The sequence below is a fragment of the Citrobacter sp. Cpo147 genome, assembly GCF_030332405.1.
In the GTDB taxonomy this organism is placed as follows: domain Bacteria; phylum Pseudomonadota; class Gammaproteobacteria; order Enterobacterales; family Enterobacteriaceae; genus Citrobacter; species Citrobacter portucalensis.
Window position 1 is genome coordinate 650,251 of record NZ_JAOWHX010000030.1, and the last position, 26,280, is coordinate 676,530.

General features: G+C 52.1%; 30 protein-coding genes. 14 read left to right on the plus strand and 16 right to left on the minus strand.

Features of this window, described 5'->3' with window-relative positions; all coding sequences use genetic code 11:
• Position 1: 1 nt before the first annotated feature.
• The 11 genes from flgL to flgB form a co-directional block, all read right to left on the minus strand.
• A complete protein-coding gene (gene flgL, locus OGY06_RS05755; RefSeq protein WP_032942958.1) occupies positions 2 to 955 on the minus strand; it encodes a flagellar hook-associated protein FlgL in 954 nt (317 codons plus the stop codon).
• A 14-nt stretch (positions 956 to 969) separates the two neighbouring features.
• Positions 970 to 2,628: a flagellar hook-associated protein FlgK gene (flgK, locus tag OGY06_RS05760; RefSeq protein WP_003832167.1), complete on the minus strand. Its 1,659-nt coding sequence runs from the start codon at positions 2,626 to 2,628 to the stop codon at positions 970 to 972.
• Between the two features lie 64 nt (positions 2,629 to 2,692).
• Complete coding sequence (flgJ, locus tag OGY06_RS05765; RefSeq protein WP_016152632.1) at positions 2,693 to 3,643, minus strand: flagellar assembly peptidoglycan hydrolase FlgJ; 951 nt, start codon at positions 3,641 to 3,643, stop codon at positions 2,693 to 2,695.
• The gene (locus OGY06_RS05770; RefSeq protein ID WP_032934416.1) at positions 3,643 to 4,719 is read right to left on the minus strand and encodes a flagellar basal body P-ring protein FlgI; all 1,077 of its coding nucleotides are present in this window, start codon (positions 4,717 to 4,719) and stop codon (positions 3,643 to 3,645) included. Before OGY06_RS05770 ends, flgJ begins: the two co-directional genes overlap by 1 nt.
• Positions 4,720 to 4,752: 33 nt before the next feature.
• Complete coding sequence (locus OGY06_RS05775) at positions 4,753 to 5,451, minus strand: flagellar basal body L-ring protein FlgH (RefSeq protein ID WP_032934415.1); 699 nt, start codon at positions 5,449 to 5,451, stop codon at positions 4,753 to 4,755.
• A gap of 57 nt (positions 5,452 to 5,508) precedes the next feature.
• Positions 5,509 to 6,291, minus strand: coding sequence for a flagellar basal-body rod protein FlgG (gene flgG / locus OGY06_RS05780; RefSeq protein WP_003036202.1), 783 nt, complete (start codon positions 6,289 to 6,291; stop codon positions 5,509 to 5,511).
• Between the two features lie 13 nt (positions 6,292 to 6,304).
• On the minus strand, positions 6,305 to 7,060 hold the full coding sequence (locus OGY06_RS05785; RefSeq protein WP_003832161.1) for a flagellar basal body rod protein FlgF: 756 nt from the start codon (positions 7,058 to 7,060) through the stop codon (positions 6,305 to 6,307).
• A 20-nt stretch (positions 7,061 to 7,080) separates the two neighbouring features.
• A complete protein-coding gene (flgE, locus tag OGY06_RS05790) occupies positions 7,081 to 8,373 on the minus strand; it encodes a flagellar hook protein FlgE (protein WP_286604929.1) in 1,293 nt (430 codons plus the stop codon).
• 26 nt (positions 8,374 to 8,399) lie between these two features.
• The gene (gene flgD / locus OGY06_RS05795; RefSeq protein WP_003832158.1) at positions 8,400 to 9,098 is read right to left on the minus strand and encodes a flagellar hook assembly protein FlgD; all 699 of its coding nucleotides are present in this window, start codon (positions 9,096 to 9,098) and stop codon (positions 8,400 to 8,402) included.
• Between the two features lie 11 nt (positions 9,099 to 9,109).
• Positions 9,110 to 9,514 (minus strand): flagellar basal body rod protein FlgC, encoded by a 405-nt coding sequence (gene flgC, locus OGY06_RS05800; RefSeq protein ID WP_003036191.1) that lies wholly within the window; start codon positions 9,512 to 9,514, stop codon positions 9,110 to 9,112.
• A gap of 3 nt (positions 9,515 to 9,517) precedes the next feature.
• On the minus strand, positions 9,518 to 9,934 hold the full coding sequence (flgB, locus tag OGY06_RS05805; protein ID WP_286604931.1) for a flagellar basal body rod protein FlgB: 417 nt from the start codon (positions 9,932 to 9,934) through the stop codon (positions 9,518 to 9,520).
• Positions 9,935 to 10,091: 157 nt separating this feature from the next.
• On the opposite strand from flgB, the gene flgA reads away from it, so the two are divergent.
• The 3 genes from flgA (at position 10,092) to flgN (ending at position 11,564) form a co-directional block, all read left to right on the plus strand.
• A complete protein-coding gene (gene flgA / locus OGY06_RS05810; RefSeq protein WP_003832155.1) occupies positions 10,092 to 10,751 on the plus strand; it encodes a flagellar basal body P-ring formation chaperone FlgA in 660 nt (219 codons plus the stop codon).
• 93 nt (positions 10,752 to 10,844) lie between these two features.
• Complete coding sequence (gene flgM / locus OGY06_RS05815; protein WP_286604933.1) at positions 10,845 to 11,138, plus strand: flagellar biosynthesis anti-sigma factor FlgM; 294 nt, start codon at positions 10,845 to 10,847, stop codon at positions 11,136 to 11,138.
• 3 nt (positions 11,139 to 11,141) lie between these two features.
• Positions 11,142 to 11,564 carry a flagella biosynthesis chaperone FlgN gene (gene flgN / locus OGY06_RS05820; protein ID WP_003036178.1) on the plus strand — a complete coding sequence of 141 codons (423 nt, stop codon included), beginning with the start codon at positions 11,142 to 11,144 and terminating at the stop codon, positions 11,562 to 11,564.
• Positions 11,565 to 11,649: 85 nt separating this feature from the next.
• Here the strand turns inward: flgN and murJ are convergent, their stop codons facing one another.
• The 4 genes from murJ to rimJ form a co-directional block, all read right to left on the minus strand.
• On the minus strand, positions 11,650 to 13,185 hold the full coding sequence (gene murJ / locus OGY06_RS05825) for a murein biosynthesis integral membrane protein MurJ (RefSeq protein WP_003832150.1): 1,536 nt from the start codon (positions 13,183 to 13,185) through the stop codon (positions 11,650 to 11,652).
• Between the two features lie 222 nt (positions 13,186 to 13,407).
• A complete protein-coding gene (locus OGY06_RS05830) occupies positions 13,408 to 14,331 on the minus strand; it encodes a Gfo/Idh/MocA family protein (RefSeq protein WP_286604935.1) in 924 nt (307 codons plus the stop codon).
• Position 14,332: 1 nt separating this feature from the next.
• Positions 14,333 to 14,980, minus strand: coding sequence for a YceH family protein (locus OGY06_RS05835; protein ID WP_126318503.1), 648 nt, complete (start codon positions 14,978 to 14,980; stop codon positions 14,333 to 14,335).
• Positions 14,981 to 15,014: 34 nt separating this feature from the next.
• Positions 15,015 to 15,599 carry a ribosomal protein S5-alanine N-acetyltransferase gene (gene rimJ, locus OGY06_RS05840; RefSeq protein WP_003832145.1) on the minus strand — a complete coding sequence of 195 codons (585 nt, stop codon included), beginning with the start codon at positions 15,597 to 15,599 and terminating at the stop codon, positions 15,015 to 15,017.
• Between the two features lie 259 nt (positions 15,600 to 15,858).
• On the opposite strand from rimJ, the gene mdtH reads away from it, so the two are divergent.
• From mdtH to OGY06_RS05885, 9 genes are all read left to right on the plus strand, one after another.
• Positions 15,859 to 17,067 (plus strand): multidrug efflux MFS transporter MdtH, encoded by a 1,209-nt coding sequence (gene mdtH, locus OGY06_RS05845; RefSeq protein ID WP_003832142.1) that lies wholly within the window; start codon positions 15,859 to 15,861, stop codon positions 17,065 to 17,067.
• Between the two features lie 114 nt (positions 17,068 to 17,181).
• Positions 17,182 to 17,742, plus strand: coding sequence for a lipoprotein (locus tag OGY06_RS05850; RefSeq protein ID WP_020996498.1), 561 nt, complete (start codon positions 17,182 to 17,184; stop codon positions 17,740 to 17,742).
• A gap of 105 nt (positions 17,743 to 17,847) precedes the next feature.
• Positions 17,848 to 18,894 (plus strand): dihydroorotase, encoded by a 1,047-nt coding sequence (gene pyrC / locus OGY06_RS05855; protein WP_286604937.1) that lies wholly within the window; start codon positions 17,848 to 17,850, stop codon positions 18,892 to 18,894.
• A 65-nt stretch (positions 18,895 to 18,959) separates the two neighbouring features.
• A complete protein-coding gene (gene dinI, locus OGY06_RS05860; RefSeq protein ID WP_003036157.1) occupies positions 18,960 to 19,205 on the plus strand; it encodes a DNA damage-inducible protein I in 246 nt (81 codons plus the stop codon).
• A gap of 340 nt (positions 19,206 to 19,545) precedes the next feature.
• Positions 19,546 to 19,800 carry a biofilm formation regulator BssS gene (gene bssS / locus OGY06_RS05865; protein WP_003036154.1) on the plus strand — a complete coding sequence of 85 codons (255 nt, stop codon included), beginning with the start codon at positions 19,546 to 19,548 and terminating at the stop codon, positions 19,798 to 19,800.
• Positions 19,801 to 19,914: 114 nt separating this feature from the next.
• Positions 19,915 to 21,030, plus strand: coding sequence for an N-methyl-L-tryptophan oxidase (solA, locus tag OGY06_RS05870; RefSeq protein ID WP_149335838.1), 1,116 nt, complete (start codon positions 19,915 to 19,917; stop codon positions 21,028 to 21,030).
• A gap of 55 nt (positions 21,031 to 21,085) precedes the next feature.
• Positions 21,086 to 21,199 carry a YceO family protein gene (locus OGY06_RS05875; RefSeq protein ID WP_003036148.1) on the plus strand — a complete coding sequence of 38 codons (114 nt, stop codon included), beginning with the start codon at positions 21,086 to 21,088 and terminating at the stop codon, positions 21,197 to 21,199.
• Positions 21,200 to 21,461: 262 nt separating this feature from the next.
• On the plus strand, positions 21,462 to 22,028 hold the full coding sequence (locus tag OGY06_RS05880; protein ID WP_003832133.1) for a cytochrome b: 567 nt from the start codon (positions 21,462 to 21,464) through the stop codon (positions 22,026 to 22,028).
• Position 22,029: 1 nt separating this feature from the next.
• Entirely contained in the window at positions 22,030 to 22,605 is a 576-nt protein-coding gene (locus tag OGY06_RS05885) for a YceI family protein (RefSeq protein WP_003832130.1), read from the plus strand.
• A 45-nt stretch (positions 22,606 to 22,650) separates the two neighbouring features.
• Here the strand turns inward: OGY06_RS05885 and trhO are convergent, their stop codons facing one another.
• Complete coding sequence (gene trhO / locus OGY06_RS05890) at positions 22,651 to 23,703, minus strand: oxygen-dependent tRNA uridine(34) hydroxylase TrhO (RefSeq protein ID WP_206159971.1); 1,053 nt, start codon at positions 23,701 to 23,703, stop codon at positions 22,651 to 22,653.
• A gap of 220 nt (positions 23,704 to 23,923) precedes the next feature.
• On the opposite strand from trhO, the gene OGY06_RS05895 reads away from it, so the two are divergent.
• Positions 23,924 to 24,844, plus strand: a complete 921-nt coding sequence (locus OGY06_RS05895; protein ID WP_003832126.1) for a Kdo(2)-lipid IV(A) acyltransferase — start codon at positions 23,924 to 23,926, stop codon at positions 24,842 to 24,844.
• 155 nt (positions 24,845 to 24,999) lie between these two features.
• A complete protein-coding gene (gene mdtG / locus OGY06_RS05900) occupies positions 25,000 to 26,220 on the plus strand; it encodes a multidrug efflux MFS transporter MdtG (protein WP_286604941.1) in 1,221 nt (406 codons plus the stop codon).
• Positions 26,221 to 26,280 lie beyond the last annotated feature (60 nt).

Below are 26,280 nucleotides of genomic sequence, written 5' to 3' on the forward strand. Positions count from 1 at the left end.
GTTAACGATTGAGCTGGAACAACGACATTCCCTGCATATCGGTGAACGCTTTATAGGATGCCTGTAGCGCAGCCTGCTGCATGACATAAGACGAGATCGCGGCGTTCCAGTCAACATCCACCAGATTACTCATCTGCTGAGTTTGGCCTAATGCACGATCGGCGCCCAGTGAATCCAGCGAGCTTAGTTCACTCAGCTGCGTACCTAATTCTGCACGGACGCTCAAAACATTATTGAGTGAATTCTTTAAACCACGGTTGGTTTTATCAATGGCAGCAGCGGCGGTAGCTTTTGCAACGTCATCACCCGCAATAGGGGTTTTGAGCGCATCAATAGCGGTATCCAGCATTTTAAACAGGTTCTTTTCCTGAGTGCCGCCACCAGGTTCCGGTACAGCGTTGCTGGTCAGGTTGGCGAATACTTTATCGCCAGTATGACCAATCACCATGGTTCGGGAGGCATCGACCTGTTGGGTAACGTTTGTTGTACCGCCGCTGTAAGCGCCATCTGCCTGGGCAAACGGTGCGGATTCTGTTTTATATCCACCGAAAATATAGCGACCATTACCGTCGGTACTGTTTGCCAGGTTCATCAGCTGATCGCGGATCCCCTGTAGGTCGGTGGCCAGCGATGCACGGTCGTCATCACTTAACGTTCCGTTCCCGGCATAAACGATTTTTTCCTGTGCAGCCTGAATTGCCGTCGTCACCTGGCTCAGAACATTCTCTTCCAGCGACACCTTTTGCGTCGCGAATGAGCGTGCCAGCGTATATTGGCTGTTCTGCGCCTGAGCCTGAGAAAGTACCACGGCCTGCGAGGCGGCAATCGGATCGTCTGATGGGTTGATCACGCGTTTGCCCGTTGACATCTGCTCACCAAACTTCATCCATTCAGCCTGAGAGTTAGTGATGCCACGCATATTCTGCTGGTACATCATCTGGGTGCTGATACGCATTGTGTCCCTCTCCCTTAGCGGATATTAATCAGTGCATCAAACAACGCATTCGCGGTCTGCAGCACTTGAGCGTTAGCCAGGTAATACTGCTGAAAACGCTGTAAATTACCGTACTCTTCGTCGAGGTTAACGCCGGAAATAGACTGTTGCTGCCGGTAAAGCTGTGTCACCACGTTGTTCTGGGTGGTGGCGCTGGTTTTCAGCGTAGCGGTTTTGTTCCCGACATCGCTTACCAGCGTGGCATATGCATCGTTGAAGGTCTTATTGCCGACAGTCGCTTTGGTTTGCAGATCTAACAGTTTCTGACCGTTACGGTTGTCGCTCTTGCCTTTATCGATGGTGGGGTCCGTATCATTTTTAGACACTTGAGCCATGGCGATTTTCGACTCATCGGTCACCATAACTTTCATATCAACGATAGCGTTACTCACGGGTTTTACAGTAAAACTGTCATTAGCTTTCGCGCCAGCATTAACGGTGATTTCCATCCCGTCAAAGGACATTTTTCCCCCGGTAACGGTGGCTTTGAAACTGGTATTATCCGCCAGGCGAGTAACCTGCCAGTCCTTCCCATCAAAAACGATTTTATAATCTGTCGCCTGCACGGCGGAGCTGTCAGTGATCTTAGCGCTTAACGATCCTGTACCCGTATTTTTCGCGTTGTTGAAGACTTCCGGGCTGCCGATAGCAAAGAAATCCTTACCCTGATCGCCGTTGGCATCAAAACCTTCTTTATGCTGGGTGTTAAACGCATCGGCAAATGCAAGCGCCAGTTGGCCGAGGGTATTACGCGTCTGATCCAGCTCCTGAGAACGGAAGGTGAGCAGTCCGCCCAGTGAACCGGTATTCAGCAGTTTCTCCGGAATTTCAACAGCTCCGGCAACGCCATCAACGTAGGCCACAGTTGTACGATTAGGATCATCGCTGGAAGGCACTGCTGCCAGTTGGCGTGCATTGCTACCCTGTACCAGCGAATAACCGTTCGCCATGGTCAGGTTGTAAGTGCCACCATCCTGAACGCTGACTTCAACACCGACAATCTGATTCAATTCACTGACCAACTGATCGCGCTGGTCGAGCAGGTCGTTAGGAGACGCACCTGCGCCGACGCCTGTCATACGAGAAATCTGGTCGTTGAGGCTGGCAATTTGTTTCGAATAATTGTTGATCTGATCAACGCTGGCTTTAATCGCGGTATTGACCTGCTTATCCTGATCGCGCAGATACTGGTCGGTCGTTTTAAACTGATTGACCAACCCATCAGCTTTACCGATTAGCGCCTGGCGTGCCGCCGGATCTTCGGCGTTGCTGACCAGCGTTTGCAGGCTGGTAAAAAAGTCCTGCATGGAGGTCGAAATAGAACTGGTTTTGCTGGAGAGCAGATTGTCGATTTTTGACATTTGCTCATATCGTGTCGTCAGACCGCTGCTCTGGTTCTGCGCTGCTCGCAACTGGTTAGTGATAAAGGAGTCATATTCACGTTGTACACCAGAAACATAGACACCATTGCCTACCCAGCCCCCCGCACCCAGCGTGCTGTTCGCTTGCGCCATAATTGTCGTCTGTCGGGTATATCCGGCAACGTTATAGCTGGAGATGTTGTTACTGGCAGTATTCAACGCGGCCTGCGCTGCGCTGAGTCCACTCATCGCGTTATTAATCAAGCTGGACATGGAGGTTCCTTGTAATCCTTCAATACTCGTTATTATCGGCAGCAGGTCGGTAGACTTGAGCTATTTAAAAGAGATTATCGATGTTCGTGCTGTAGGTTTTGCTCACTTTTTCACTCATCGATTTCAACTGCTGGATCATGCTGGTTAATTTTCGCGCATAGTTAGGGTCCGTGGCGTAACCCGCATTTTGCAATGCCTGCGCCCCTTGCTCGGCGGTCGCGGCAGCGGTCACTGCCGCATAGCGCGGGTTACGTGATATCAGACCGACATAATCCGACAACGCCTCAAGGTAAGAGCTATAGACGCGGAATCTGGCTTTCACCTTTTTCGCCTCACCGTTCTCATATTCAGTCGTGGTGATTTCAGTGGTTGGACCTTTCCAGCTTCCCGAAGCCTTCACGCCAAAAATGTTAAAGCTCGGTTCACCGTTCTCACGGCGAATTTGTCGCTGCCCCCATCCGGATTCCAGCGCCGCCTGTGCCAGAATAAGATGATGCGGGACCCCGCTTTGCTGGCTGGCCAGCTTAGCCGGCAGCGATAGCTGGGCGAGGAAGTCTTTGCTGTCACCTGACAGTGGCTCATCATTGCTTTCTGTCGCCCGGGGGATGGCTTTGCGGACCAGTTGCGTCAGTGCCTGATTTTGATAGCTGGTCACCGTTTCCAGTGAAAACTTCATCGGCACCTGCGGCGCGTCATCCGCAGGTTGCGCTTGCCCTTCAGTCATCTGCTTGACCATCATTTCAGCCAGCCCCAGACCTTTGCCTGCGGTCATTTGCTGCGCAATTTGTTGGTCATACATACTGGTATACAAGCGCGTTGAATCGCTGCTAAACACGCCATCTTTCGGCAGCGCTTCACGCATGCTTTTCAGCATCATCTGCACGAACATCCCTTCAACCTGACGGGCGACCGGACGGATATTCGCCGCCGGGTCCTGACCCGCTTTCGCTTTCAGTTCGTTCAGTGATTGCGCATCCCAGGCAGCGCTGGTCAGCAGTTTGCTGTCACCAATCATTAGATGATTTCCAGTTTGGCGCGTAAGCAACCCGCGCTCTGCATCGATTGCAGAATGGACATCAGATCCATCGGCGTTGCCCCCAGCGCATTCAGCGCACGCACCACATTGTTCAGGTTGGCGCTGGAACGCACGCTTTGCAGTGAACCACCGCTTTGGCGCAGGTCAATCTGGGTTTGTGGCGTCACCACGGTTTGTCCACCGCCAAACGGTGTGTCCGGTTGGCTGACGTTCGCCTGGCGGTTCACCGTGATCGACAAGTTGCCTTGTGCCACGGCACAGCTATCCAGCGTCACTTCGCGGTTCATGACGACAGATCCGGTGCGCGAGTTGATAATCACTTTCGCATCCTGCGGCGTGACGTTCACCTCAATATTCTGGATATCAGCGAGGAAACGCACCTGCGAGCTGTTGCCGCTTGGCACACGCACCTGAATGGTTCGGGCATCCAACGCTGTTGCGCTACCAAAGCCACGCGAGCGGTTGATGGTGTCGGTAATCTGCTGCGCCATCGTGAAATCTTCATTATTGAGCTGCAGATTAATGGTGTTACCACCGCCGAACTGGCTGGGTAATTCACGTTCGATAATCGCACCGTTGGTAATGCGTCCACCATTGAGCTGGTTAACCTGTACGCTACTACCACCTGCAGCCGCGCCCGCACCACCCACCAAAATATTCCCCTGAGCCAGCGCATATACCTGACTATCGACCCCTTTTAACGGGGTCATCAGCAGCGTACCGCCGCGCAGGCTTTTGGCATTCCCCATAGAGGAGACCACTACGTCGATGGTTTGTCCCTGACGACCAAATGCAGGAAATGACGCGGTAACCATCACCGCCGCCACGTTTTTCAGCTGCATATTGGTGCCAGTTGGCACGGTTATCCCCAACTGCGAAAGCATGTTATTGAGCGTTTGCGTCGTAAACGGCGTCTGTGTGGTCTGGTCACCCGTACCATCCAGACCGACTACCAGCCCATAACCTATCAACGAGTTTTCCCGCACGCCCTGAACGCTGGTCAGGTCACGAATACGGTCAGCATGCGCAAAGGTGGTTATCAGCACCAGTACCATTCCAACAAAAGATTTAAACACTGGGTACCTCGCTTACATCGGCGACAAGTTAAGGAAGAAACGCTGCAACCAGCCCATATTCTGCGCTTCATTGATGTAGCCGTTACCGACGTACTCAATACGCGCGTCCGCAACCTGGGTTGACGGTACGGAGTTGCTGCCACTGATGGTGCGCGGGTTTACAACCCCGGAGAAGCGGATGAATTCAGTGCCCTGATTTATAGCGATCTGTTTTTCACCCACGACATGTAAGTTGCCATTCACCAGTACCTGATCGACCGTTACGGTCAGCGTACCACTGAAGGTATTTCTGGCGTTCGCGCCGCCTTTACCGTTAAAGGAGTTACCGCCGGAGGCTTCTACGTCGGCACGTTCGTTACCGAACAATCCTTCCAGATAGCGCGGTACGGTATCAAAGCCAAAGTTTGTCTTGCCGTCGCGGCTGGCGTTCGCCGAAGAGCTTTTGCTCGCGCTGACGTTTTCCTGCAATACGATGGTCAGCGTATCGCCAATATTGCGTGGACGACGGTCTTCAAAGAGTGGCTGATAACCATAGTTAATCGGTTGTGCCGACTGGAAGATTGAGCCATTCGCCACCGGCGTTGGACCTGGAACGGGCTGGGCAGACGTTGCGCCCTGCACGAGCGGCGTGGCCGGGATCCAGGCACATCCTGTTAGTGAAACCACCAGCAGGGCTAAAATTGGGTATGGGTGAAGCGCGTATTTTCGCATTGCGGTCATCTTCAAAATCAGTGTGCCGGTGAGATTTTCACCCCACCGGGCTCCACTTTAGAGTTGCGTCAGTTTTTGCAGCATCTGATCGGTGGTCGATACCGCTTTACTGTTGATTTCGTAAGCGCGCTGAACCTGGATCATGTTTACCAGCTCTTCCGCCACGTTGACGTTAGAGGTTTCAACATAGCCCTGATACAGCAGACCCGCGCCGTTCAGCCCTGGCGTGCTCTCATTCGGCGCACCGGATGACTGCGTTTCGGTGTACAGATTCTCACCAATGCTTTCCAGACCGGTATCGTTCATGAAGGTTGTCAGGTTAAGCTGCCCGACCTGAACAGGCGCCGCCTGCCCCTGTTGGGTCACGCTGACAATACCGTCGCGTCCAATGGTGATACTGAGCGAGTTAGCCGGAATAGTGATGGCAGGCTGAACCTGAAAACCACCCGCCGTCACCAACTGACCGTTCTGATCCACCTGGAAAGAACCGTCGCGGGTATAAGCGGACGTACCATCGGGCAACATGACCTGGAAAAAGCCCTGGCCTTTAATCGCCACATCTTTACTGTTGTTGGTCTGCGACAGGTTACCCTGGCTGTGTAAACGCTCGGTCGCAACCGGACGTACGCCGGTACCAATCTGCAAACCAGACGGCAGTGTGGTCTGCTCAGAAGACTGTGCACCAGGCTGACGAATCGTCTGGTACAACAGATCTTCAAATACGGCACGTTGGCGCTTAAATCCGTTGGTGCTGACGTTTGCCAGGTTGTTGGCAATCACATCCATGTTGGTTTGCTGCGCATCCAGGCCGGTTTTGGCGATCCATAATGAACTGATCATAAAATGTCCTGTATTAACTCATCGACAGCAGTTGGTTGGCGCGGCCCGCGTTATCATCCACGCTACTGATAATTTTCATCTGCATTTCAAAGCGGCGGGCGTTGGCGATCATGTCACTCATCGCAGCAACCGGTTTAACGTTACTGCCTTCCAGCACGCCCGACATCACGCGAATGCTGGGGTCAGCCTGTAACGTCGCACCACGGGTAGCCTGTGCGGCCTGGGTCAGGCGGAACATACCGTCATCACCGCGTTGCACTTCAAGCCCTGTTGCCTTCACCAGCTTCAGCCGCCCTACTGGCGCGACCGTATTAGCCGGATCGCCAGGGTTAAGTGCTGAAATTGTCCCGTCCGCCGCAATGGTGACTTCTGAACCTTCCGGTACGGCTATCGGTCCAGCTTCGCCAATTACCGGATGCCCCTGAATAGTCAGTTCACCCGTAGGGCTTACCTGAATAGCGCCGTTACGGGTATACCCTTCGCTACCGTCTGCGGTCTGCACAGCCAACCAGCCATCTTGTTGCAGCGCCACATCCAGCGGGCGGGAGGTATAGTCCATCTGACCCGGCGTCATGTCGGCCCCCGGCGTGGAGGCCACCACCAGCGTACGCGTCGGTAAAGACAATCCTTCTACAGGAACCGCGCGCAGCGCATTGAGCTGCGCACGAAACCCTGGCGTGGAGGCGTTTGCCAGGTTGCTGGCCGTCACCGCCTGTTGATTCAGCGTCTGACTGGCCGCGCCCATGGCGGTATAAATTGCGTGATCCATTAAGCTATCCCGTCAGGCGCTTAGCGCAGGTTGACCAGCGTGTTGAGGATCTGATCCTGGGTTTTGATGGTCTGCGCGTTCGACTGATAGTTACGCTGAGCAACGATCATATTCACCAGTTCTTTACTCAAATCCACGTTTGACGCTTCCAGCGCACCGTTGGTCAGTTTGCCGAAGTTACCTTCGCCTGCGGTACCCAGCAGCGCCACGCCGGAAGCCTGTGTGGCCGCCCAGACGTTGTCGCCCTGAGACGCCAGACCTTCGTTGTTGGCAAAGTTTGCCAGCACGATCTGCCCCAGAACCTGTTGCTGTTCGTTGGAGTAGTTACCGACCACCGTACCGTCATTGTTAATCTGGTAGCTCACCAGATCGCCCGGCTTGTAGCCGTTCTGATTCGTGGCGACGATGTTGTTGGCACCGGTGTTCTGCTGCATGGAGTTCAGGAAACTCAGAGAGAAGTTCGCAGGAACTGCGCCATTGATCGTACCGGTGGAGATCTGAATTTGCGGTTGGGCATTAGCTGGACCTTCAACGGGGATTTTTGGTCCATCCGGATCTGCTGGATCGACTGGCACCGTCCCTGCAACATAATTATTCACAGAAGTCAGCGTACCGTTAGCACTAAAGTTCATCACCGCATTCTTACTGGCAACTGAACCCGCAACGCTGGCGTCCTGGGTGTAGACATCCCATTTGTTAGGGCCTGTTTTGACATAAAAAATGTTCATGTCATGAGCGTTACCCTGGCTATCGAAAACGGTAACACTGCCTTTTTTGTTGTAGGAATCGGCATCGCTTGGGTTAAACGGGGTCTTGGTAGGGACCTTATCAGTGGAGTTCAGGTTGACCTGCATTGACGCAGTGGTGGTGGATTTAGCCGCCATCAGCGTATTCGGGATAGTGATCGGTGCCGGGTTCGCACCCTGCTGAACTGTTGGCGGTGTACCGGTAGCCGGATAGCCCGTCAGCTGCAGCCCCTGCATGTTAACGATATTGCGGTTTTCATCGAGCTTGAATTGACCGTTACGGCTGTAGAAAACGGAACCGTTGCTGTCTACCATACGGAAAAAACCGTTCTGGCTGATAGCAACATCCAGACCACGTCCGGTGTTGGTGGTCGTACCGTCGGTAAAGTCCTGAGTAATACCCGCAACTTTAACGCCCAAACCGACTTTCGAACCGGCAAACATATCGGCAAAAGATGCCGTGCCAGATTTAAAACCGTAGGTGGCGGAGTTGGCGATGTTGTTACCAATGACATCGAGGTTGGTCGCTGCAGCGTTCAGACCGCTGACCGCTTGAGAAAAGGCCATGACTTACTCCTGATAAGTGTGAAGGCTTAAATTATCTGCCGTACTTCGTCGAGGGTGGTGGTTCCATAGGTGCCCAGATCCAGCGTATTACCGCCGTTACTGCGAATAACGCCCTGCACCAGCGCAAACTGAAGCGGCTGGGCCACCAGTTGCGTTCCGCCATTACTGGCAGCAATTGACACGTTGTAAGAACCGCTTGGTGCATCCGTGCCATCGGTCATGGTGCCGTCCCAGGTAAAGGTATGAACGCCCGCTTTCAATCCACCAATATCGATGGTTCGTACCACTTTGCCGTCTTTATCGGTAATGGTTGCGGTAACCTTATCTGCCGGTTGCTGCAGCTCAACGCCAAATGGTGTTGTCGTGGTTTTGGCACCTTCTTCTGTCCCTTTACCGGTCAGGATGGTGGTACCCGGGATCATGACACCGTGGCCAATCAGCGTACTGGCCTGCAGTGACTGACTGTTGTCGATCTGCCCGGAGATCGATCCCAGCGTAGTGTTCAGCTTCTCAATCCCGCTCACGGTACTGATTTGCGCCAACTGGGTAGTCAGTTCGTTGTTTTGCAGCGGGTTGGTAGGATCCTGGTTTTTCAGCTGTGCAACCAGCAGCGTAAGAAAGCTGCTTTGCAGGTCAGCAGCGTTGCTGCCCGTCAGTGAGCTATTCCCCGTGGCGGCATTAACCCCCGTCGTGCTCGGGTCATTCATTTTTACAGCAATAGACATGTGCGCCTCCTTTACTGGCCTAGCGTCAACGTTTTAAGCATCAAGCTTTTCACGGTGTTGAGCACTTCGACGTTTGCCTGATAGCTACGTGAGGCAGACATGGTGTTGACCATCTCGCCAACAACGTCCACATTCGGCATTTTCACGTAGCCATTCGCATCGGCCAGCGGATTACCGGGTTCATAAACCAGCTTATCCGGCGCCTGACTTTCAATGACGTCAGCAACTTTTACGCCACCGGTTGCCGCACCTGGCGCGGCATCTACCTGAAAAACAACCTGTTTCGCGCGATACGGCTGACCGTCGGGTCCGCTGACGCTATCCGCATTCGCCATGTTGCTGGCCGCGACGTTCAGGCGTTTAGACTGAGCCGTCAGCGCAGAACCTGCGATATCAAAAATATTTAACAGCGCCACGAATTAGTTCCCTCCTTGCAGCACGTTCATCATGCCTTTGATTTGTCCACCCAGCGCGGTCAGCCCCATTTGATATTTGAGGCTGTTGTCCGCAAATTGCGTGCGCTCCCGGTCCATATCTACCGTGTTGCCATCAAGAGATGGCTGGTCAGGAATACGGTAGAGCAGCTCCGTAGACGGCGCAGAAACGGTCTGGGCCGGAATGTGTTGTGCAGAGGTCAGCGTCAATGAAACGCCGCCGGTTTCTTCCCGTCCTCGCACCATGACTTTTTTTAATTCATTGGCGAAATCCAGGTCGCGCGCCTGATACCCCGGCGTGTCGGCATTGGCAATGTTGGCCGCCAATATTTCCTGGCGTTGGGCGCGCAAATTCAGCGCTTCCTGTTGAAAACGTAAGGCGGCGTCGAGCTTATCGAGCATATCTCCTCCGCAAATGACAAAATTCAGCCGACAGCTTAAATCCCATTACGCGCGCGTTATCGCCGGAATAAACGCAAAATGCGTCGCTATTTGTTGCGTTGATGACTGCGTCACACAGGTAAAATCCTGCCACTACCTGAAAAAGCGCGAGGTTTTGATGCAAACGTTTAAACGTGGAATAGTCGTGGCAGCATTGCTGTTCAGCCCTATGACGCTGGCACAAGACCTGAATTCGCAGCTAACGGCATGGTTTTCCCAGCGCCTGGCCGGATTTAGCGATGAGGTGGTGGTCACTATCCGAACGTCACCTAACTTACTGCCGAGCTGTGAGCAACCAGCATTAAGCGTGTCAGGTAGCGCAAAACTGTGGGGTAATGTGAATGTGCTGGCTCGCTGTGCCAACGAAAAACGTTATCTGCAGGTGAACGTGCAGGCGACGGGAAACTACGTTGTTGCCGCTGCGTCCGTAGCGCGAGGTAGCACCCTGACCCCGGCCAGCGTAACGCTGAAACGTGGTCGACTGGACCAACTACCGCCGCGCGCGGTGCTGGATATGAGTCAGGTGCAGGATGCAGTGAGCCTGCGCGATCTGGTGCCGGGCCAACCGATACAGCTTTCGATGTTGCGCCAGGCATGGCGGATCAAGGCCGGTCAGCGCGTACTGGTTATTGCCAACGGAGATGGCTTTCGGGTCAATGCCGAAGGTAAAGCGCTGAACAACGCCGCTGTCGCACAGAATGCGCGAGTGCGGATGATTTCAGGCCAGGTGGTGAGCGGCGTCGTCGATTCTGATGGGAATATTCTTATTAACCTATAATAGGTTAAAGATTTTTTAGCGTGTGCCGATAGATAAACAACCAATGATTACAGCGGGCCGCTATAGCGTAACCCCTCGATGAGGAAAAATAAAATGAGCATTGATCGTACCTCACCATTGAAGCCAGTAAGCACCGTTCAGCCGCGTGAAATCAGCGATGCGCCGGTACAAAAAGCGCGGAATGAAAAAACCACCGCGACCACCAGCACCAGCGTCATGCTGAGCGACGCCCAGGCCAAACTGATGCAGCCTGGCACCAATGACATCAATATGGAACGCGTGGAAGCACTGAAAACCGCAATCCGTAACGGTGAATTGAAAATGGATACCGGAAAAATTGCCGACTCGCTGATTCGCGAGGCGCAGAGCTACCTACAGAGTAAATAAAGTATGACTCGTTTGTCAGAAATACTTGACCAGATGACGACTGTCCTCAATGACCTGAAAACGGTAATGGATGCTGAACAGCAGCAGCTTTCCGCAGGGCATATCAACGGCAGCCAGCTACAGCGTATTACAGAAGAAAAAAGCTCCTTGCTGGCAACCCTTGATTATCTTGAGCAGCAGCGCCGCCTGGAGCATGACGCCACGCGCAGCGCCAATGATGAGATTGCTGAACGCTGGCAGACTATCACCAAGAAAACACAGCATTTACGCGACCTCAACCAGCACAACGGTTGGCTGCTGGAAGGGCAGATCGAGCGTAATCAACAAGCAATACAAGTGCTGAAACCGCACCAGGAACCGGCGTTGTATGGCGCAAACGGTCAAACCTCTGCTGCGCACCGCGGCGGGAAAAAATTCTCTATTTGATGTCAGCCTGATAACGTTTTGCTTATCAGGCCTACGCCTTTAGTAGGCCGGATACGGCGTTATGCCGCCATCCGGCATTGATCCATTACGCCGTCCGGCGCACAAACTCTTTTACTTTAAAGCCCAGTACGGCGAGTGCTGCGAAGTAAGCGGCAATGCCGGCCACCACGACCGCCATCAGACGCAGCAGACGCCACAGCATCGTTCCCTGCGACCAATCCGGCATGATGTAGAGCATCCCAACCAGCACCGCAGACATCACCAGCACGGAAATCACCAGACGCGCCAGGAACCAGCTCCAGCCCGGTTGTGGGGTAAAGATTTTCTGTTTCCGCAGTTGCCAGTACAGCAGTGAAGCGTTCAGACATGCCGCCAGACCAATCGACAGCGACAATCCGGCATGCTTTAACGGCCCGATAAACGCCAGGTTCATCACCTGGGTCATAATCAGCGTCACAATGGCAATCTTCACTGGCGTTTTAATATCCTGGCGCGAGTAAAAGCCCGGAGCCAACACTTTCACCACGATCAAGCCAATCAAACCTACCGAGTACGCCACCAGCGCACGCTGGGTCATCGCGGCATCAAAGGCGGTAAATTTACCGTACTGGAACAGAGACACCGTCAGCGGTTTGGCCAGAATACCCAACGCTACGGCACTCGGTAATGCCAACAGGAAACACAAACGCAGGCCCCAGTCCATCAGGCGACAATATTCATCATGATTACCGCTGGAAAAACTTTTGGACAGCGATGGCAGCAGGATAGTCCCCAGCGCCACGCCCAGAACACCGGACGGAAACTCCATCAGACGGTCAGCATAATACATCCATGAAACTGAGCCAGAGGCCAGAAACGAGGCGAAAATCGTATTGATGATCAGTGAAATCTGACTGACCGATACCCCAAGGATCGCTGGCCCCATTTGCTTGACGACACGCATCGCCCCTGCATCACGGAAGTTCACGCGCGGCAGCACCAGCATGCCAATTTTCTTCAAGTGCGGAAGCTGATAAATCAGCTGTAGCACGCCGCCAACCGTAACGGCCCACGCCAGCGCCAGCACCGGCGGGTTAAAATAGGGTGCCGCAAATAGCGCGAAGCCGATCATGCTGATATTCAGAAAGGTCGGGGCAAATGCAGGAATGGAAAAGCGGTTCCAGGTATTAAGGATCGCACCAACCAGTGAGGCCAGTGAAATCAGTAGAATATAGGGAAAAGTGATCCGCAGCAGTTGAGTGGTCAGCGCAAATTTATCCGCTGTGTCGGCAAATCCCGGCGCGGTAACTAATATCACCCATGGCGCAGCCAACATCCCGGCTACCGTCACCACGGCCAGCGCCAGCGTCAACAGTCCGGAAACGTAGGCAACAAACACGCGGGTAGCATCTTCCCCCTGCTTGCTTTTGTACTCAGCAAGAATCGGCACAAATGCCTGCGAAAATGCGCCTTCGGCAAAAATTCGGCGCAACAGGTTAGGAAGTTTGAATGCCACAAAAAAGGCATCTGTCGCCATCCCTGCACCAAAGATTCTGGCGACAATCGCATCACGCGCAAAACCCAGCACACGTGAAAACATCGTCATCGAGCTGACGGCTGCCAGCGACTTTAATAAATTCATCTATGTTGTATTCCAGACTCTGAGGCAAAACCCCGACAAACCTGCCCGTAGGTCGGATAAGGCATTCTCGCCGCCATCCGACACTTTTGCAGTGCCTGATGGCGACACCCTGGCACCTTATCAGGCCGACAAACCAGCCTATGGTTGAAAAGAGGTGTTATTTTGAGTGGGCATATAGTACCTGGATTACAATGAATTACTACCGCCAGATGTTACAGGGGATTATTCAGCCATCGCCTCCCGCCACAGCTTTTCAACAACACGCTGGGCCAGTAGCGCCTGCTCGCCTGCCGTCTGGGGAACCGTCTGATTTTGCACGCACTCAATGAAATGATGCGCACATCCGGCAAAACCACGCTGTTCTAAGGTCGTTTGCCAGCCCGCTATCGGCTTATGAATAACACCTTGCCCACGCTCTTCCCGCCATTCCCGCATATCAGTTACGCCAATCAGGCCGCCGTCCGTCACCGCCTGCACGCTCTCGCGCTGGCTACCGGCACGGCGATGCATACTGGTCGTTATCTGCATTTGACCGACAGAAAAATGATGCTCGGCGTAGAGCATCGCACCAGATTCATTGGTCAGCAGCGTGCCGTTATTTAACTGCGCCTGCCCTCCCGCCAGCCACAAAGCGGTATCGACCACGTGCAGATAGTCGTCCAGCAGAGTGAAGCGCAGATCGTGCGGCCCAACGCTGTCCGTACGGTGCTTATCCATACGTACAGACGCTGCACTGCCCAACTGGGTTTTGAGATCCTGGTACAGCGGTGCAAATCGACGGTTAAACCCGACCATCAGCGTGAGTTTTTTCCGCGCGGCCAGCTCGACCAGTTGCTCAGCCTCGTGCAGATTTTCCGCCAGCGGTTTATCCACGCACACGTGGACTCCGGCATTCAGCAATTCACTAACTACCGCATAGTGCGTCGCGGTACTGGAATGGACGAAAACCGCGTCGCAGGTTTGCGCCAGATTCTTCAATGAATCCACGTAGGGTATTCGCCAGGTGTCACAGATACGCTGTGCTTTATCGCGCGAAGGTGAAAAGGCGCCTTGCAGCGTCCAGTCCGCGGATGTGCCCAGCACGGGTAGCCAGGCCTTTTGTGCAATACCGCCAAGGCCGACTACACCGATACGTAATTTATTCACGTTAGTCTCCCAGGTGCGCCAGTAAGGAATCAAGCCGCTGCTTAAGTTCTGCGACTTCCGTTTCCAGCGCTTCCACGCGCGCATGCAGATCGCCGGAGGCTGCAGGGAGTTCATCTGCCGCGGCAATGGCTTCATCAACCTCACCACAAAACAGGTGCATATAGCGACTTTCACGTTTGCCCGGCTCACGCGCCAGGCGGATCACATAAGGCCCATCTTCCCGGTTCGCCAGATTTTCCAGCGTCGACTCCACTTCGGCCATGTCGCTGAATTCGTACATACGGGATGCGCGGCTACGCAGTTCACCAGGCGTCTGAGCGCCCCGCAGCAGCAGTGTGGTGATTATGGCCACCTCTGCGGCACTAAGTTTCAGATTGCCAAATTCAGAGTTGCAGAAACGCTGCTCATATTTCGTGACGCGATTGCCAAAGCCGCTCACCGTGCGCAGAAAATGTCGCTTAACCAGGTTATCCAGTTGCTCCTGCACGTCCGATTCCGACAGGTTCATCACCGGTTCACGATTCGTTTTTTGATTGCAGGCTGTTACGACTCCATTAACGGAGAGTGGGTACTGTTCCGGCGTGGTCACTTGTTTTTCTAATAAACAGCCAATCACTCGTGCTTCGGTGGCGGTTAATTCGTATTTCATCGTCTTCTCCATTAATCATGGCTGCATCTGAAACTTAGCGGCCGGGGGTCCATTCTGATGTGGTCAACGCCGTCAGCACGTGATCGCGCCACTGCCCGTCAATCAGCAAGTAGTCTTTGGCATACCCTTCTTTTTCAAAACCCAGTCGCGCCAGCAGGTCACCGCTGCGCTTATTATGTGGCATGTAGTTAGCCATAATGCGATGAATATGTTGCGTGCGCTGCATATAACGGATGGCCGAGGTTAAGGCTTCATACATTAGCCCCTGCCCCTGCCACTTCTGCGCAATGGAGTAGCCGAGATAACAGGCATGGAAGGATCCCCGCACCACGTTTGAGAAGTTCGCAACGCCGATAATTTCTTTTTCGTCCGGATCGAGCAGCGCAAAATAATAGGCGGTGCCCTGTTTATGAAACTCAGAGATCATGCTCAGACGCGCCTGCCAGCCGGACGGATAGCAGTGGCTTTCATCGCGAATAGGTTCCCAGGGTTTTAAGAAATGACGATTTTCTGCGTAATAATCTGCCAGACGCCAGGCATCACGCTCATGCACTAAACGCACGACCAGGCGGTCGGTGGTTAAGCGCACTTTTGGCACGTTACTGCGATAGCCAAACATTCTATACCTACTCCTTCCCGTAACGTCTTCAATACGCTATTCGCATTACTATACCTGTGCGAATACACCCTGTGAAAAGAGCAAAATGCCATTTTTTGAATTATTCACACATTTTGATGAAAACTCTCTATCAAGACGGACTTTTGATAAAAAAATATTGTCCCGCGAAGGGTGGGAAAAGCGATGACGACACCGCAGAATAGGAGGTGCTTATCTTTTAAACTCTATCCAGAGTGACGAGTTTTTCCCTGGAGGGGAAATGTCGCAAGTCTCGCAGGCAAGGAACCTGGGTAAATACTTCCTTCTCATCGATAATATGCTGGTCGTGCTGGGTTTCTTCGTCGTTTTCCCGCTGATCTCAATTCGTTTCGTCGACCAAATGGGCTGGGCCGCCGTGATGGTCGGTATTGCACTAGGATTACGTCAATTTATCCAGCAGGGGTTGGGTATTTTCGGCGGCGCTATTGCGGACCGTTTTGGTGCAAAACCGATGATAGTCACCGGCATGCTGATGCGCGCTGCCGGGTTCGCCACCATGGGCATTGCCCATGAGCCGTGGCTGCTGTGGTTTTCCTGCTTTCTCTCCGGACTGGGCGGTACACTATTCGACCCACCCCGCTCGGCGCTGGTGGTTAAACTGATCCGCCCGGAAAAGCGCGGGCGCTTTTTCTCTATTCTGATGATGCAGGATAGCGCCGGGGCCGTGGTTGGCGCATTGCTTGGCAGTTGGTTATTGCAATACGATTTCCGTCTGGTCTGTGCCACCGGCGCAATTTTGTTCGTTCTGTGCGCGGCGTTTAACGCCTGGCTGCTCCCGGCATGGAAGCTGTCGACGGTGAAAATTCCAGTGCGCGAAGGGATGAGCCACGTGATGCATGACAAGCGCTTTGTCACCTATGTGCTGACGCTGGCAGGCTATTACATGCTGGCGGTACAGGTGATGCTGATGCTGCCAATCATGGTGAACGACATCGCAGGTTCACCGGCCGCCGTGAAATGGATGTATGCCATCGAGGCGTGCCTCTCATTGACGCTGCTCTATCCAATTGCCCGCTGGAGTGAAAAACGTTTTCGCCTTGAACATCGTCTGATGGCCGGTCTGCTGGTGATGTCTCTGAGCATGATGCCGATCGGTCTGGTCGGGAATTTGCAGCAGTTATTCACCCTAATCTGCACGTTCTATATTGGCTCGATCATCGCCGAACCCGCGCGTGAAACCCTGAGCGCCTCACTGGCGAACGCTCGGGCCAGAGGAAGCTATATGGGCTTCAGCCGACTGGGGCTCGCCATCGGGGGCGCAATTGGATATATCGGCGGCGGCTGGCTGTTTGACATGGGCAAGGCCCTGGCACAGCCTGAGCTGCCCTGGATGATGCTCGGTATTATCGGCCTCATCACCTTCCTGGCTCTGGGCTGGCAGTTCAGTCTCAAACGCCCAACACGAGGCATGCTGGAGCCAGACGCCTGATTGCCGAACCTGCTTCCGGCCGCTTTTCAGTTTTTTCTGCTGGCGTCCGGGGCGCTGGTACTCGATGATGCTTTGTGTCACGATTACGCCACATGCATCATGTTGAGGAACCCCATGAAAAAGTTTTTTTTTGCCGCTGCACTGATTGTCAGCGGCCTGTTGGTTGGTTGTAATCAACTCACGCAATACACGGTTAGCGAGCAAGAAATTAATCAGGCCCTGGCAAAGCATAATAACTTTTCTAAAGATATCGGCTTGCCCGGCGTTGCTGAAGCACACATCGTACTAAATAATCTCGCCAGTCAGATTGGCCGTGAAGAACCCAATAAAGTGACGCTGACCGGTGACGCCAACCTGGACATGAATTCCCTGTTTGGCAGTCAAAAAGCGACCATGAAGCTGAAGTTAAAAGCCTTACCGGTATTCAACAAAGAGAAAGGCGCAATTTATCTGCAAGAGATGGAAGTCGTGGATGCGACCGTTACACCAGAAAAAATGCAGTCGGTACTGCAAACGCTGATGCCTTATTTAAACCAGTCGCTGCGTAACTATTTCAACCAGCAGCCAGCCTACATTCTGCAGGATGACAGCAGTCAGGGTGAAGCTCTGGCGAAAAAACTGGCGAAGGGAATTGAGGTGAAACCGGGGGAAATCATCATCCCGTTCACCGACTAATAAAACTGAGGGCGCCGATGCGCCCTTTTTTTTCGTGCAAACGAAAACGTTTCCGCTTATCCTTTGTTTCCGGCAAAAAAGACTACCCTCAGCCGGAGCATATTGATGACTGCACCATCCCAGGTTTTAAAGATCCGCCGCCCAGACGACTGGCATCTTCACTTTCGCGATGGCGACATGTTAAAAACTGTCGTGCCCTACACCAGTGAAATTTATGGTCGCGCCATTGTCATGCCGAACCTGGCACCGCCCGTCACCACGGTTGACGCGGCTATCGCTTATCGCCAGCGCATTCTTGACGCGGTACCTGCCGGACACGACTTCACACCATTAATGACCTGCTACTTAACGGATACGCTGGATCCCAACGAGCTGGAACGTGGATTTAACGAAGGCGTATTCACCGCAGCAAAACTCTATCCGGCCAATGCCACCACCAACTCGACGCATGGCGTAACCTCTATTGACACCATCATGCCGGTGCTGGAGAGGATGGAAAAATTGGGTATGCCGCTGCTGGTGCACGGCGAAGTGACGCATGCAGATATCGATATTTTCGATCGCGAAGCGCGCTTTATTGAAACGGTGATGGAACCACTGCGCCAGCGTTTGACCTCGCTGAAAGTAGTGTTCGAGCATATCACTACCAAAGATGCTGCCGAATACGTGCGCGACGGTAACGAGCTTCTGGCAGCGACTATTACGCCACAGCACCTGATGTTTAACCGCAACCACATGCTGGTTGGCGGGATTCGTCCTCACCTGTACTGCCTGCCGATCCTCAAACGTAACGTCCACCAACAGGCGCTGCGTGAACTGGTTGCCAGCGGGTTTACGCGCGCCTTCCTCGGTACCGACTCAGCGCCGCACGCACGTCATCGCAAAGAGTCAAGCTGTGGCTGTGCCGGCTGTTTTAATGCACCGACCGCGCTGGGCAGCTATGCAACCGTGTTTGAAGAGATGAATGCGCTGGACCATTTCGAAGCCTTCTGCTCTCTCAACGGCCCACAGTTCTATGGTTTGCCGGTCAATGAGACCTTTATTGAGCTGGAACGCGTGGAGCACCTGGTTCCTGAGAGAATTGCACTGGAAGACGATACGCTGGTACCTTTCCTGGGTGGCGAAACGGTACGCTGGTCAGTAAAAAGCTAAAAAAAGTGTAGCCAACTGATGCGAATGACTGTATAAATAAACAGTATATTCCACAGGGGGCTACTATGCGTATTGAAGTCACTATTGCCAAAACTTCACCTTTACCTGCCGGTGCAATTGACGCACTGGCAGGTGAACTCTCCCGCCGTATTCAGCACCATTTTCCGGATAACGAAGGTAACGTTACCGTCCGTTATGCCGGCGCAAACAATCTGTCGGTTATTGGCGCGACCAAAGAGGACAAAGAACGCATCAGCGAGATCCTACAGGAAACCTGGGAAAGCGCGGATGACTGGTTCATCAACGAATAAATAATGATATGCAGTGATGTTTGTTTGCCGGGTCGCCCCGGCTTTTTTATACACGCAATCTTGTAATCAATCGCGCATTTCTTCTGACGAGCATTTAATTTAATATTAACCCACCGATTATCTTTTAACCAAAACAACAAAATAATTGTGCAACATACTAAAAAAAAATGAATAACATGTCGTTTTCTTAGTCAGATAACGCTGAAAACAAAAAATTTATGCCCTTCCCTCTTTAAATTTTCAATGAATACCCTTATTTATTGATATACTGAAGTTGCTTCAGAAAAAAACGCATTGAACCTCGAAAACCGTTGTCTAGTAACACGAATTAGGGGGCATGATGGAAAAGAATAATGAAGTCATTCAGACTCATCCGCTTGTAGGGTGGGACATCAGCACCGTTGATAGCTACGATGCGCTGATGCTGCGTTTGCACTACCAAACCCCGAACCGCCCTGACCCGGATGGGACTGAAGTTGGTCAAACGCTCTGGTTAACCACTGATGTTGCCAGGCAATTTATTTCGATATTAGAAGCAGGAATCGCCAAAATTGAATCTGGCGATTACCAGGTAAATGAGTATCAGCGACATTAAACCTGATACATCCAACCATCAAAAGGCACCTTAGCGGTGCCTTTCTTATTTCCAGGTTGAATATTCCAGGTCAGTTATTTACCCTTCTACTATCGCGATTGCAGAGAGAAGCGGATGAAATACGACTTAATCATTATTGGCAGCGGTTCGGTAGGCGCCGCAGCTGGATACTATGCCACTCGTGCCGGTCTGAAGGTTCTGATGATCGATGCGCATATGCCACCACATCAACAGGGCAGCCACCACGGTGATACTCGATTAATTCGTCATGCTTATGGCGAAGGCGAAAAATACGTTCCGCTGGTGCTACGTGCACAAATATTGTGGGATGAACTGTCCACCCATAATGAAGAACCGATTTTTGTTCGCTCCGGAGTTATCAACCTCGGTCCGGCAGAGTCAACCTTCTTAGCAACTGCAGCGCAAAGCGCAAAACAGTGGCAACTTAACGTTGAACAATTAGATGCAGCGGCCATCATGGCTCGCTGGCCGGAAATTCGCGTACCTGACAACTATATCGGTCTGTTTGAAGCGGAGTCCGGTTTTTTACGCAGTGAGTTAGCAATTAAAACCTGGATCCGTCTGGCGGAAGAAGCAGGCTGTGCGCAACTGTTTAAATGCCCGGTCAGCGCAATTCATCACGGTGATGATGGCATCACGGTAGAAACGGCTGACGGTGACTACCACGCGAAGAAAGCAGTGATCAGCGCCGGTACCTGGGTGCAGGCTTTAGTCCCTGAACTACCGATACAACCTGTGCGCAAAGTGTTCGCCTGGTATCAGGCCGATGGGCGCTACAGCGTTAAGAATAACTTCCCGGCCTTCACCGGCGAACTGCCAAATGGCGATCAATACTACGGTTTCCCGGCTGAAAACGACGAGCTGAAAATTGGTAAGCACAATGGCGGACAGGTAATTCACTCTGCAGAAGAGCGTAAGCCATTTGCCGCTGTAGCCAGCGACGGTTCTGAAGCCTTCCCATTCCTGCGCACAATTCTGCCTGGCGTTGGTTGTTGCCTGCACGGCGCATCCTGCACTTACGATAATTCACCGGATGAGGACTTTATAATTGATACTCTGCCGGAACATGACAATACGCTGATCATTACCGGGCTGAGCGGACATGGCTTTAAGTTTGCTTCTGTACTGGGAGAGATTGCGGCAGACTTCGCTCAGGACAAACCGTCTGACTTTGACCTGACCCCCTTCAGGTTAAGCCGTTTTAAGTGATAATAAATGAATGGCCTCGTTGGTGAGGCCATTTTTAATGACAGGAATAACGTCAATGCGTCGTATCTTTCACTATCTGGTTAATAATATTCGCGAGCACCTTATGCTCTACATTATTTTATGGTCGCTGCTGGCCATTATGGATGTAATATATATTATGTTTTTCTAATTCCTGTGCGTTGACAATAATTGACAAAAATTGAGATTAGCTTAATTTTCATTGCAATAAACTGAACAATAACAAAAACCATAACACCCCATAAACTAAACCCCGCCACATATTTTCGCACTAATCCCTTGATGGTTACATCAACAATCAGTCAATTTTATTGAACAAAAAATAAATATCATCACCATTGTTATTTATTAGTTGCATTAATGTCTTTTACACGCCATTTTCATTCACTTCTGAAATATCAATCGGTATGCTTATGCAATTCAATAATACTCCACAGCGCTATGGCGTAGTGTCAGCCACATTACATTGGCTGGTTGCGATTGCTGTATATGGCATGTTTGCATTGGGGTTATGGATGGTCACGCTCAGCTATTACGACGGCTGGTATCACCAGGCCCCCGAACTGCATAAAAGCATCGGCATCCTACTCATGATGGGACTGGTTATCCGCGTTGTCTGGCGGTTGTTCTCCCCTCCGCCTGCTGCGTTGGCAAGCTACTCCCGTTTAACCCGCATCGCAGCGGCAATGGGTCACCTCGCACTTTATTTGCTGCTCTTTTCAATTGTCATCAGCGGATATCTAATTTCCACCGCAGATGGCAAAGCGATAAGCGTCTTTGGCTGGTTCGACATTCCTGCCACCCTGGCCAATGCGGGTACCCAGGCCGACCTCGCCGGTAGCTTGCACCTGTGGCTTGCGTGGACCGTGGTGATTTTATCCCTATTGCACGGACTGATGGCCCTGAAACATCACTTTATCGATAACGACGATACCCTCAATCGCATGTTGGGAAAATCGTCATCTGACTATGGAGCTTAAAATGAAAAAAAACCTGCTGGGACTTACACTCGCCTCTCTGTTATTCACCACCGGGTCGGCCGTGGCGGCAGATTACAAAATTGACAAGGAAGGACAGCATGCCTTTGTTAATTTCCGTATTCAGCATCTGGGTTACAGCTGGCTGTACGGCACTTTCAAAGATTTCGACGGTACGTTTACCTTTGATGAGAAAAATCCCGCAGCCGATAAGGTTAACGTAACCATCAACACCAACAGCGTTGACACTAATCACGCCGAACGCGACAAGCATCTGCGCAGTGCAGATTTCCTTAACGTGGCAAAATTCCCGCAGGCGACCTTCAGCTCCACCAGCGTGAAAAAAGAGGGGAATGACCTGGATATCACCGGTAATTTGACCCTGAACGGCGTTACCAAACCGGTTACGCTGGACGCGAAGCTCATCGGTCAGGGTGGCGATCCCTGGGGCGGTACGCGCGCTGGTTTTGAAGCGCAAGGTAAGATTAAGCTGAAGGATTTCAACATCACCACCGATCTCGGCCCTGCATCGCAGGAAGTCGATTTGATCATCTCAGTGGAAGGTGTTCAGCAGAAGTAACGCATGAATTACCGGATGAGGTTCTGCCCCTCATCCGGCATCATGTTATTGCGCAGGGTCTGGAATACCCAGTTTGGTATTCAGGTGACCGCGTGATTTATTAAAGATTTTGTTGCCATTTTCACGCCCCGCACGGCGACGCCGTTGTTCCTCTTCCGGCAACTCACTCTCTTCGCTACACAGCTCGCTACAGCAGCCTTTATATTTCTGCGCACAAGCCGGGCACTGAATAAACAACAGATGGCAGCCATCATTTTTGCAATTAGTATGGCTATCGCACGCCGTGCCGCACTGATGGCAATGTGCGATAACATCTTCAGAGATCCTTTCGCCCATACGCTCATCAAAGACAAAGTTTTTACCGACAAAACGTACCGGAAGCCCCTGTTCACGCGCCTTGCGGGCATACTCAATAATACCGCCCTCAATGTGCCAGACTTTGCTAAATCCATTGTGTTTCATCCAGGCGCTGGCTTTCTCACAGCGGATCCCACCCGTGCAGTACATCACGATTTTTTTATCTTTATGCGCCTGCATCATTTCAACAGCTTTCGGCAACTGGTCGCGGAACGTGTCTGCCGGTATCTCCAGCGCATTCTCGAAATGACCCACCTCATATTCATAGTGGTTGCGCATATCAATGAATACCGCTTCAGGATCGTCCAGCATGGCGTTTACTTCTGCAGCCTTGAGATAATCCCCCACGTTGCTGGCGTCAAAGTCTGGATCGTCAATACCATCCGCCACGATACGTTCGCGGACTTTCATACGCAGTACCCAGAACGATTTACCGTCATCATCCAGCGCAATATTCAGACGTAAATCCTTCAATGCAGCATCAAACGCATAGAGCTGCTGGCGAAATACCTCGACGTTGCTTTGCGGTACGCTGATTTGCGCGTTAATTCCTTCATGGGCAAGATATACTCGCCCGAAGACGTTCAATGCGGTGAACATCTGGTACAGCGCATCACGCGTGTGCTGAGGATTGGCAATGGTGAAATATTTATAGAATGAGATCGTCGTGCGCGGCTCGGTCTCGGCCAGCATTTTGGCTTTGAGGGCGTCGTTCGAAATGCGGTTGTGTAACACTGGCATGGTGTACGTATCCTGCAAATAAGGAATAAATGAAAATCGGCGGCATAATAAAGCAAACATCGCCAATTTACATCCACACATTTTACGCTACATTTCATACTTCACGATAAAATCGCAACAACAATTGCGGAATTAATCACCGTTCTCCCGTCACAAATTTTTGATACGCGCGAAAAAATGCGACAATACAGGGAATTGGTCGTTTGAAGACAGGATAGACATGACGAATTTACCCAAGTTTTCGGCTGCGTTACTGCATCCACGTTATTGGTTAACCTGGCTGGGTATTGGCATCCTTTGGTTAATCGTGCAGTTACCCTACCCCATCCTCTTTAAGTTGGGCTGTGCGTTAGGTCGACTGGCGCTACGTTTGATGAAACGTCGGGCAAAAATTGTTTCCCGAAATCTGGAACTGTGCTTCCCGCAGATGAGTGAGCAGGAACGCCAGCAGATGGTCGTCAAGAACTTCGAATCCGTAGGCATGGGCGTAATGGAAACCGGGATGGCCTGGTTTTGGTCCGATAAGCGTATTTCGCGCTGGACGGAAGTGATCGGAATGGAACATATCCGTGACGTTCAGGCGCAAAAACGCGGGATTCTGTTAGTGGGTCTGCACTTTCTGACTCTGGAACTGGGTGCGCGCCAGTTTGGCTTGCAGGAGCCGGGTATTGGTGTGTATCGCCCTAACGACAATCCGCTGCTGGACTGGCTACAAACCTGGGGCCGCATGCGCTCGAATAAATCAATGCTCGATCGTAAAGACCTGAAAGGGATGATTAAAGCCTTGAAAAAGGGCGAAGTGGTCTGGTACGCGCCGGATCATGATTACGGCCCTCGCGCCAGCGTGTTTGTACCACTTTTTGCCGTTGAACAAGCCGCAACAACCTCAGGAACCTGGATGCTTTCGCGCATGTCCAATGCCTGCCTGGTACCGTTTGTTCCCCGCCGCAAACCTGACGGTAAAGGGTATCAATTGATTATGTTACCTCCAGAATGCTCGCCACCGTTGGAAGACGCAGAGACTACAGCTGCGTGGATGAACAAAATTGTTGAGCAATGCATAATGATGGCGCCAGAGCAGTATATGTGGCTGCATCGTCGCTTCAAGACGCGTCCTGAAGGCTCCCCTTCTCTGTACTGACGCAGTGTTGCAGTCCAGTGGGCTGCAACACCCTCCCAACCCGTTTTAGGTTTAACTGCTATCCGCATTGCAGCAACTATCAACCAGGCGCATAATTAGCCTGCTTACTTATATTCAATCGATAGCGCAAACAGCGCATCACACTGCGGATCGCTATGTCACCCTCAGATGCCCCCATAAACTGGAAACGCAACCTCACCGTTGCCTGGTTAGGTTGTTTTTTAACCGGAGCAGCATTTAGCCTGGTCATGCCCTTTTTGCCTCTTTACGTCGAGAGTCTCGGCGTCACGGGTCATAGCGCCCTGAATATGTGGTCGGGCCTGGTCTTCAGCATCACTTTTCTCTTTTCAGCCATTGCCTCTCCTTTCTGGGGTGGCCTTGCCGATCGCAAAGGACGAAAAATCATGCTGCTGCGTTCCGCGTTGGGCATGGCAATTGTGATGCTGCTGATGGGACTGGCGCAAAATATCTGGCAGTTCTTAATCCTGCGCGCCTTGTTAGGGCTGCTTGGTGGATTCATCCCCAATGCGAATGCACTGATCGCCACCCAGGTTCCACGCAATAAAAGCGGCTGGGCTCTGGGAACGCTTTCAACCGGTGGCGTTAGTGGCGCACTGCTCGGGCCGCTAGCTGGCGGCCTCCTCGCGGATCAGTACGGACTACGCCCTGTATTTTTCATCACCGCCAGCGTGCTGCTGGTCTGCTTCATCCTGACGCTATTTTTTATCCGCGAGCGTTTCCAGCCGGTGAGCAAGAAGGAGATGCTGCACATTCGTGAAGTCGTGGCCTCTTTAAAGAACCCCAAACTGGTGCTGAGCCTGTTTATCACCACTTTGATCATTCAGGTAGCCACCGGTTCTATCGCGCCAATACTGACACTGTACGTTCGAGAGTTGGCTGGCAACGTCAGCAATATTGCGTTTATCAGTGGGATGATAGCCTCTGTCCCCGGCGTTGCGGCATTAATCAGCGCCCCGAAACTTGGCAAATTAAGCGATCGAATTGGCCCGGAGAAGATCCTGATCGTCGCGTTGATCGTTTCTGTGTTACTGCTTATTCCAATGTCATTTGTCCATACGCCCTGGCAGCTTGGTGTTCTGCGCTTTTTATTGGGTGCGGCCGACGGCGCTCTGCTCCCGGCGGTACAAACGCTGCTGGTTTACAACTCGACCAATCAAATAGCTGGACGTATTTTCAGTTATAACCAATCATTTCGCGATATCGGTAACGTAACAGGACCTCTAATGGGGGCAGCGATATCCGCAAACTACGGTTTTCGAGCCGTTTTCTGTGTGACCGCGGGCGTCGTACTGTTTAACGCCCTGTACTCATGGAATAGCCTGCGCCGTCGTCGGAGTACAGAGGTCGTGGGATGATTTGTGTATTTGTATTCGCCGGTTCGGAATAATAAAATTATCTTACACGGCGTATATTTC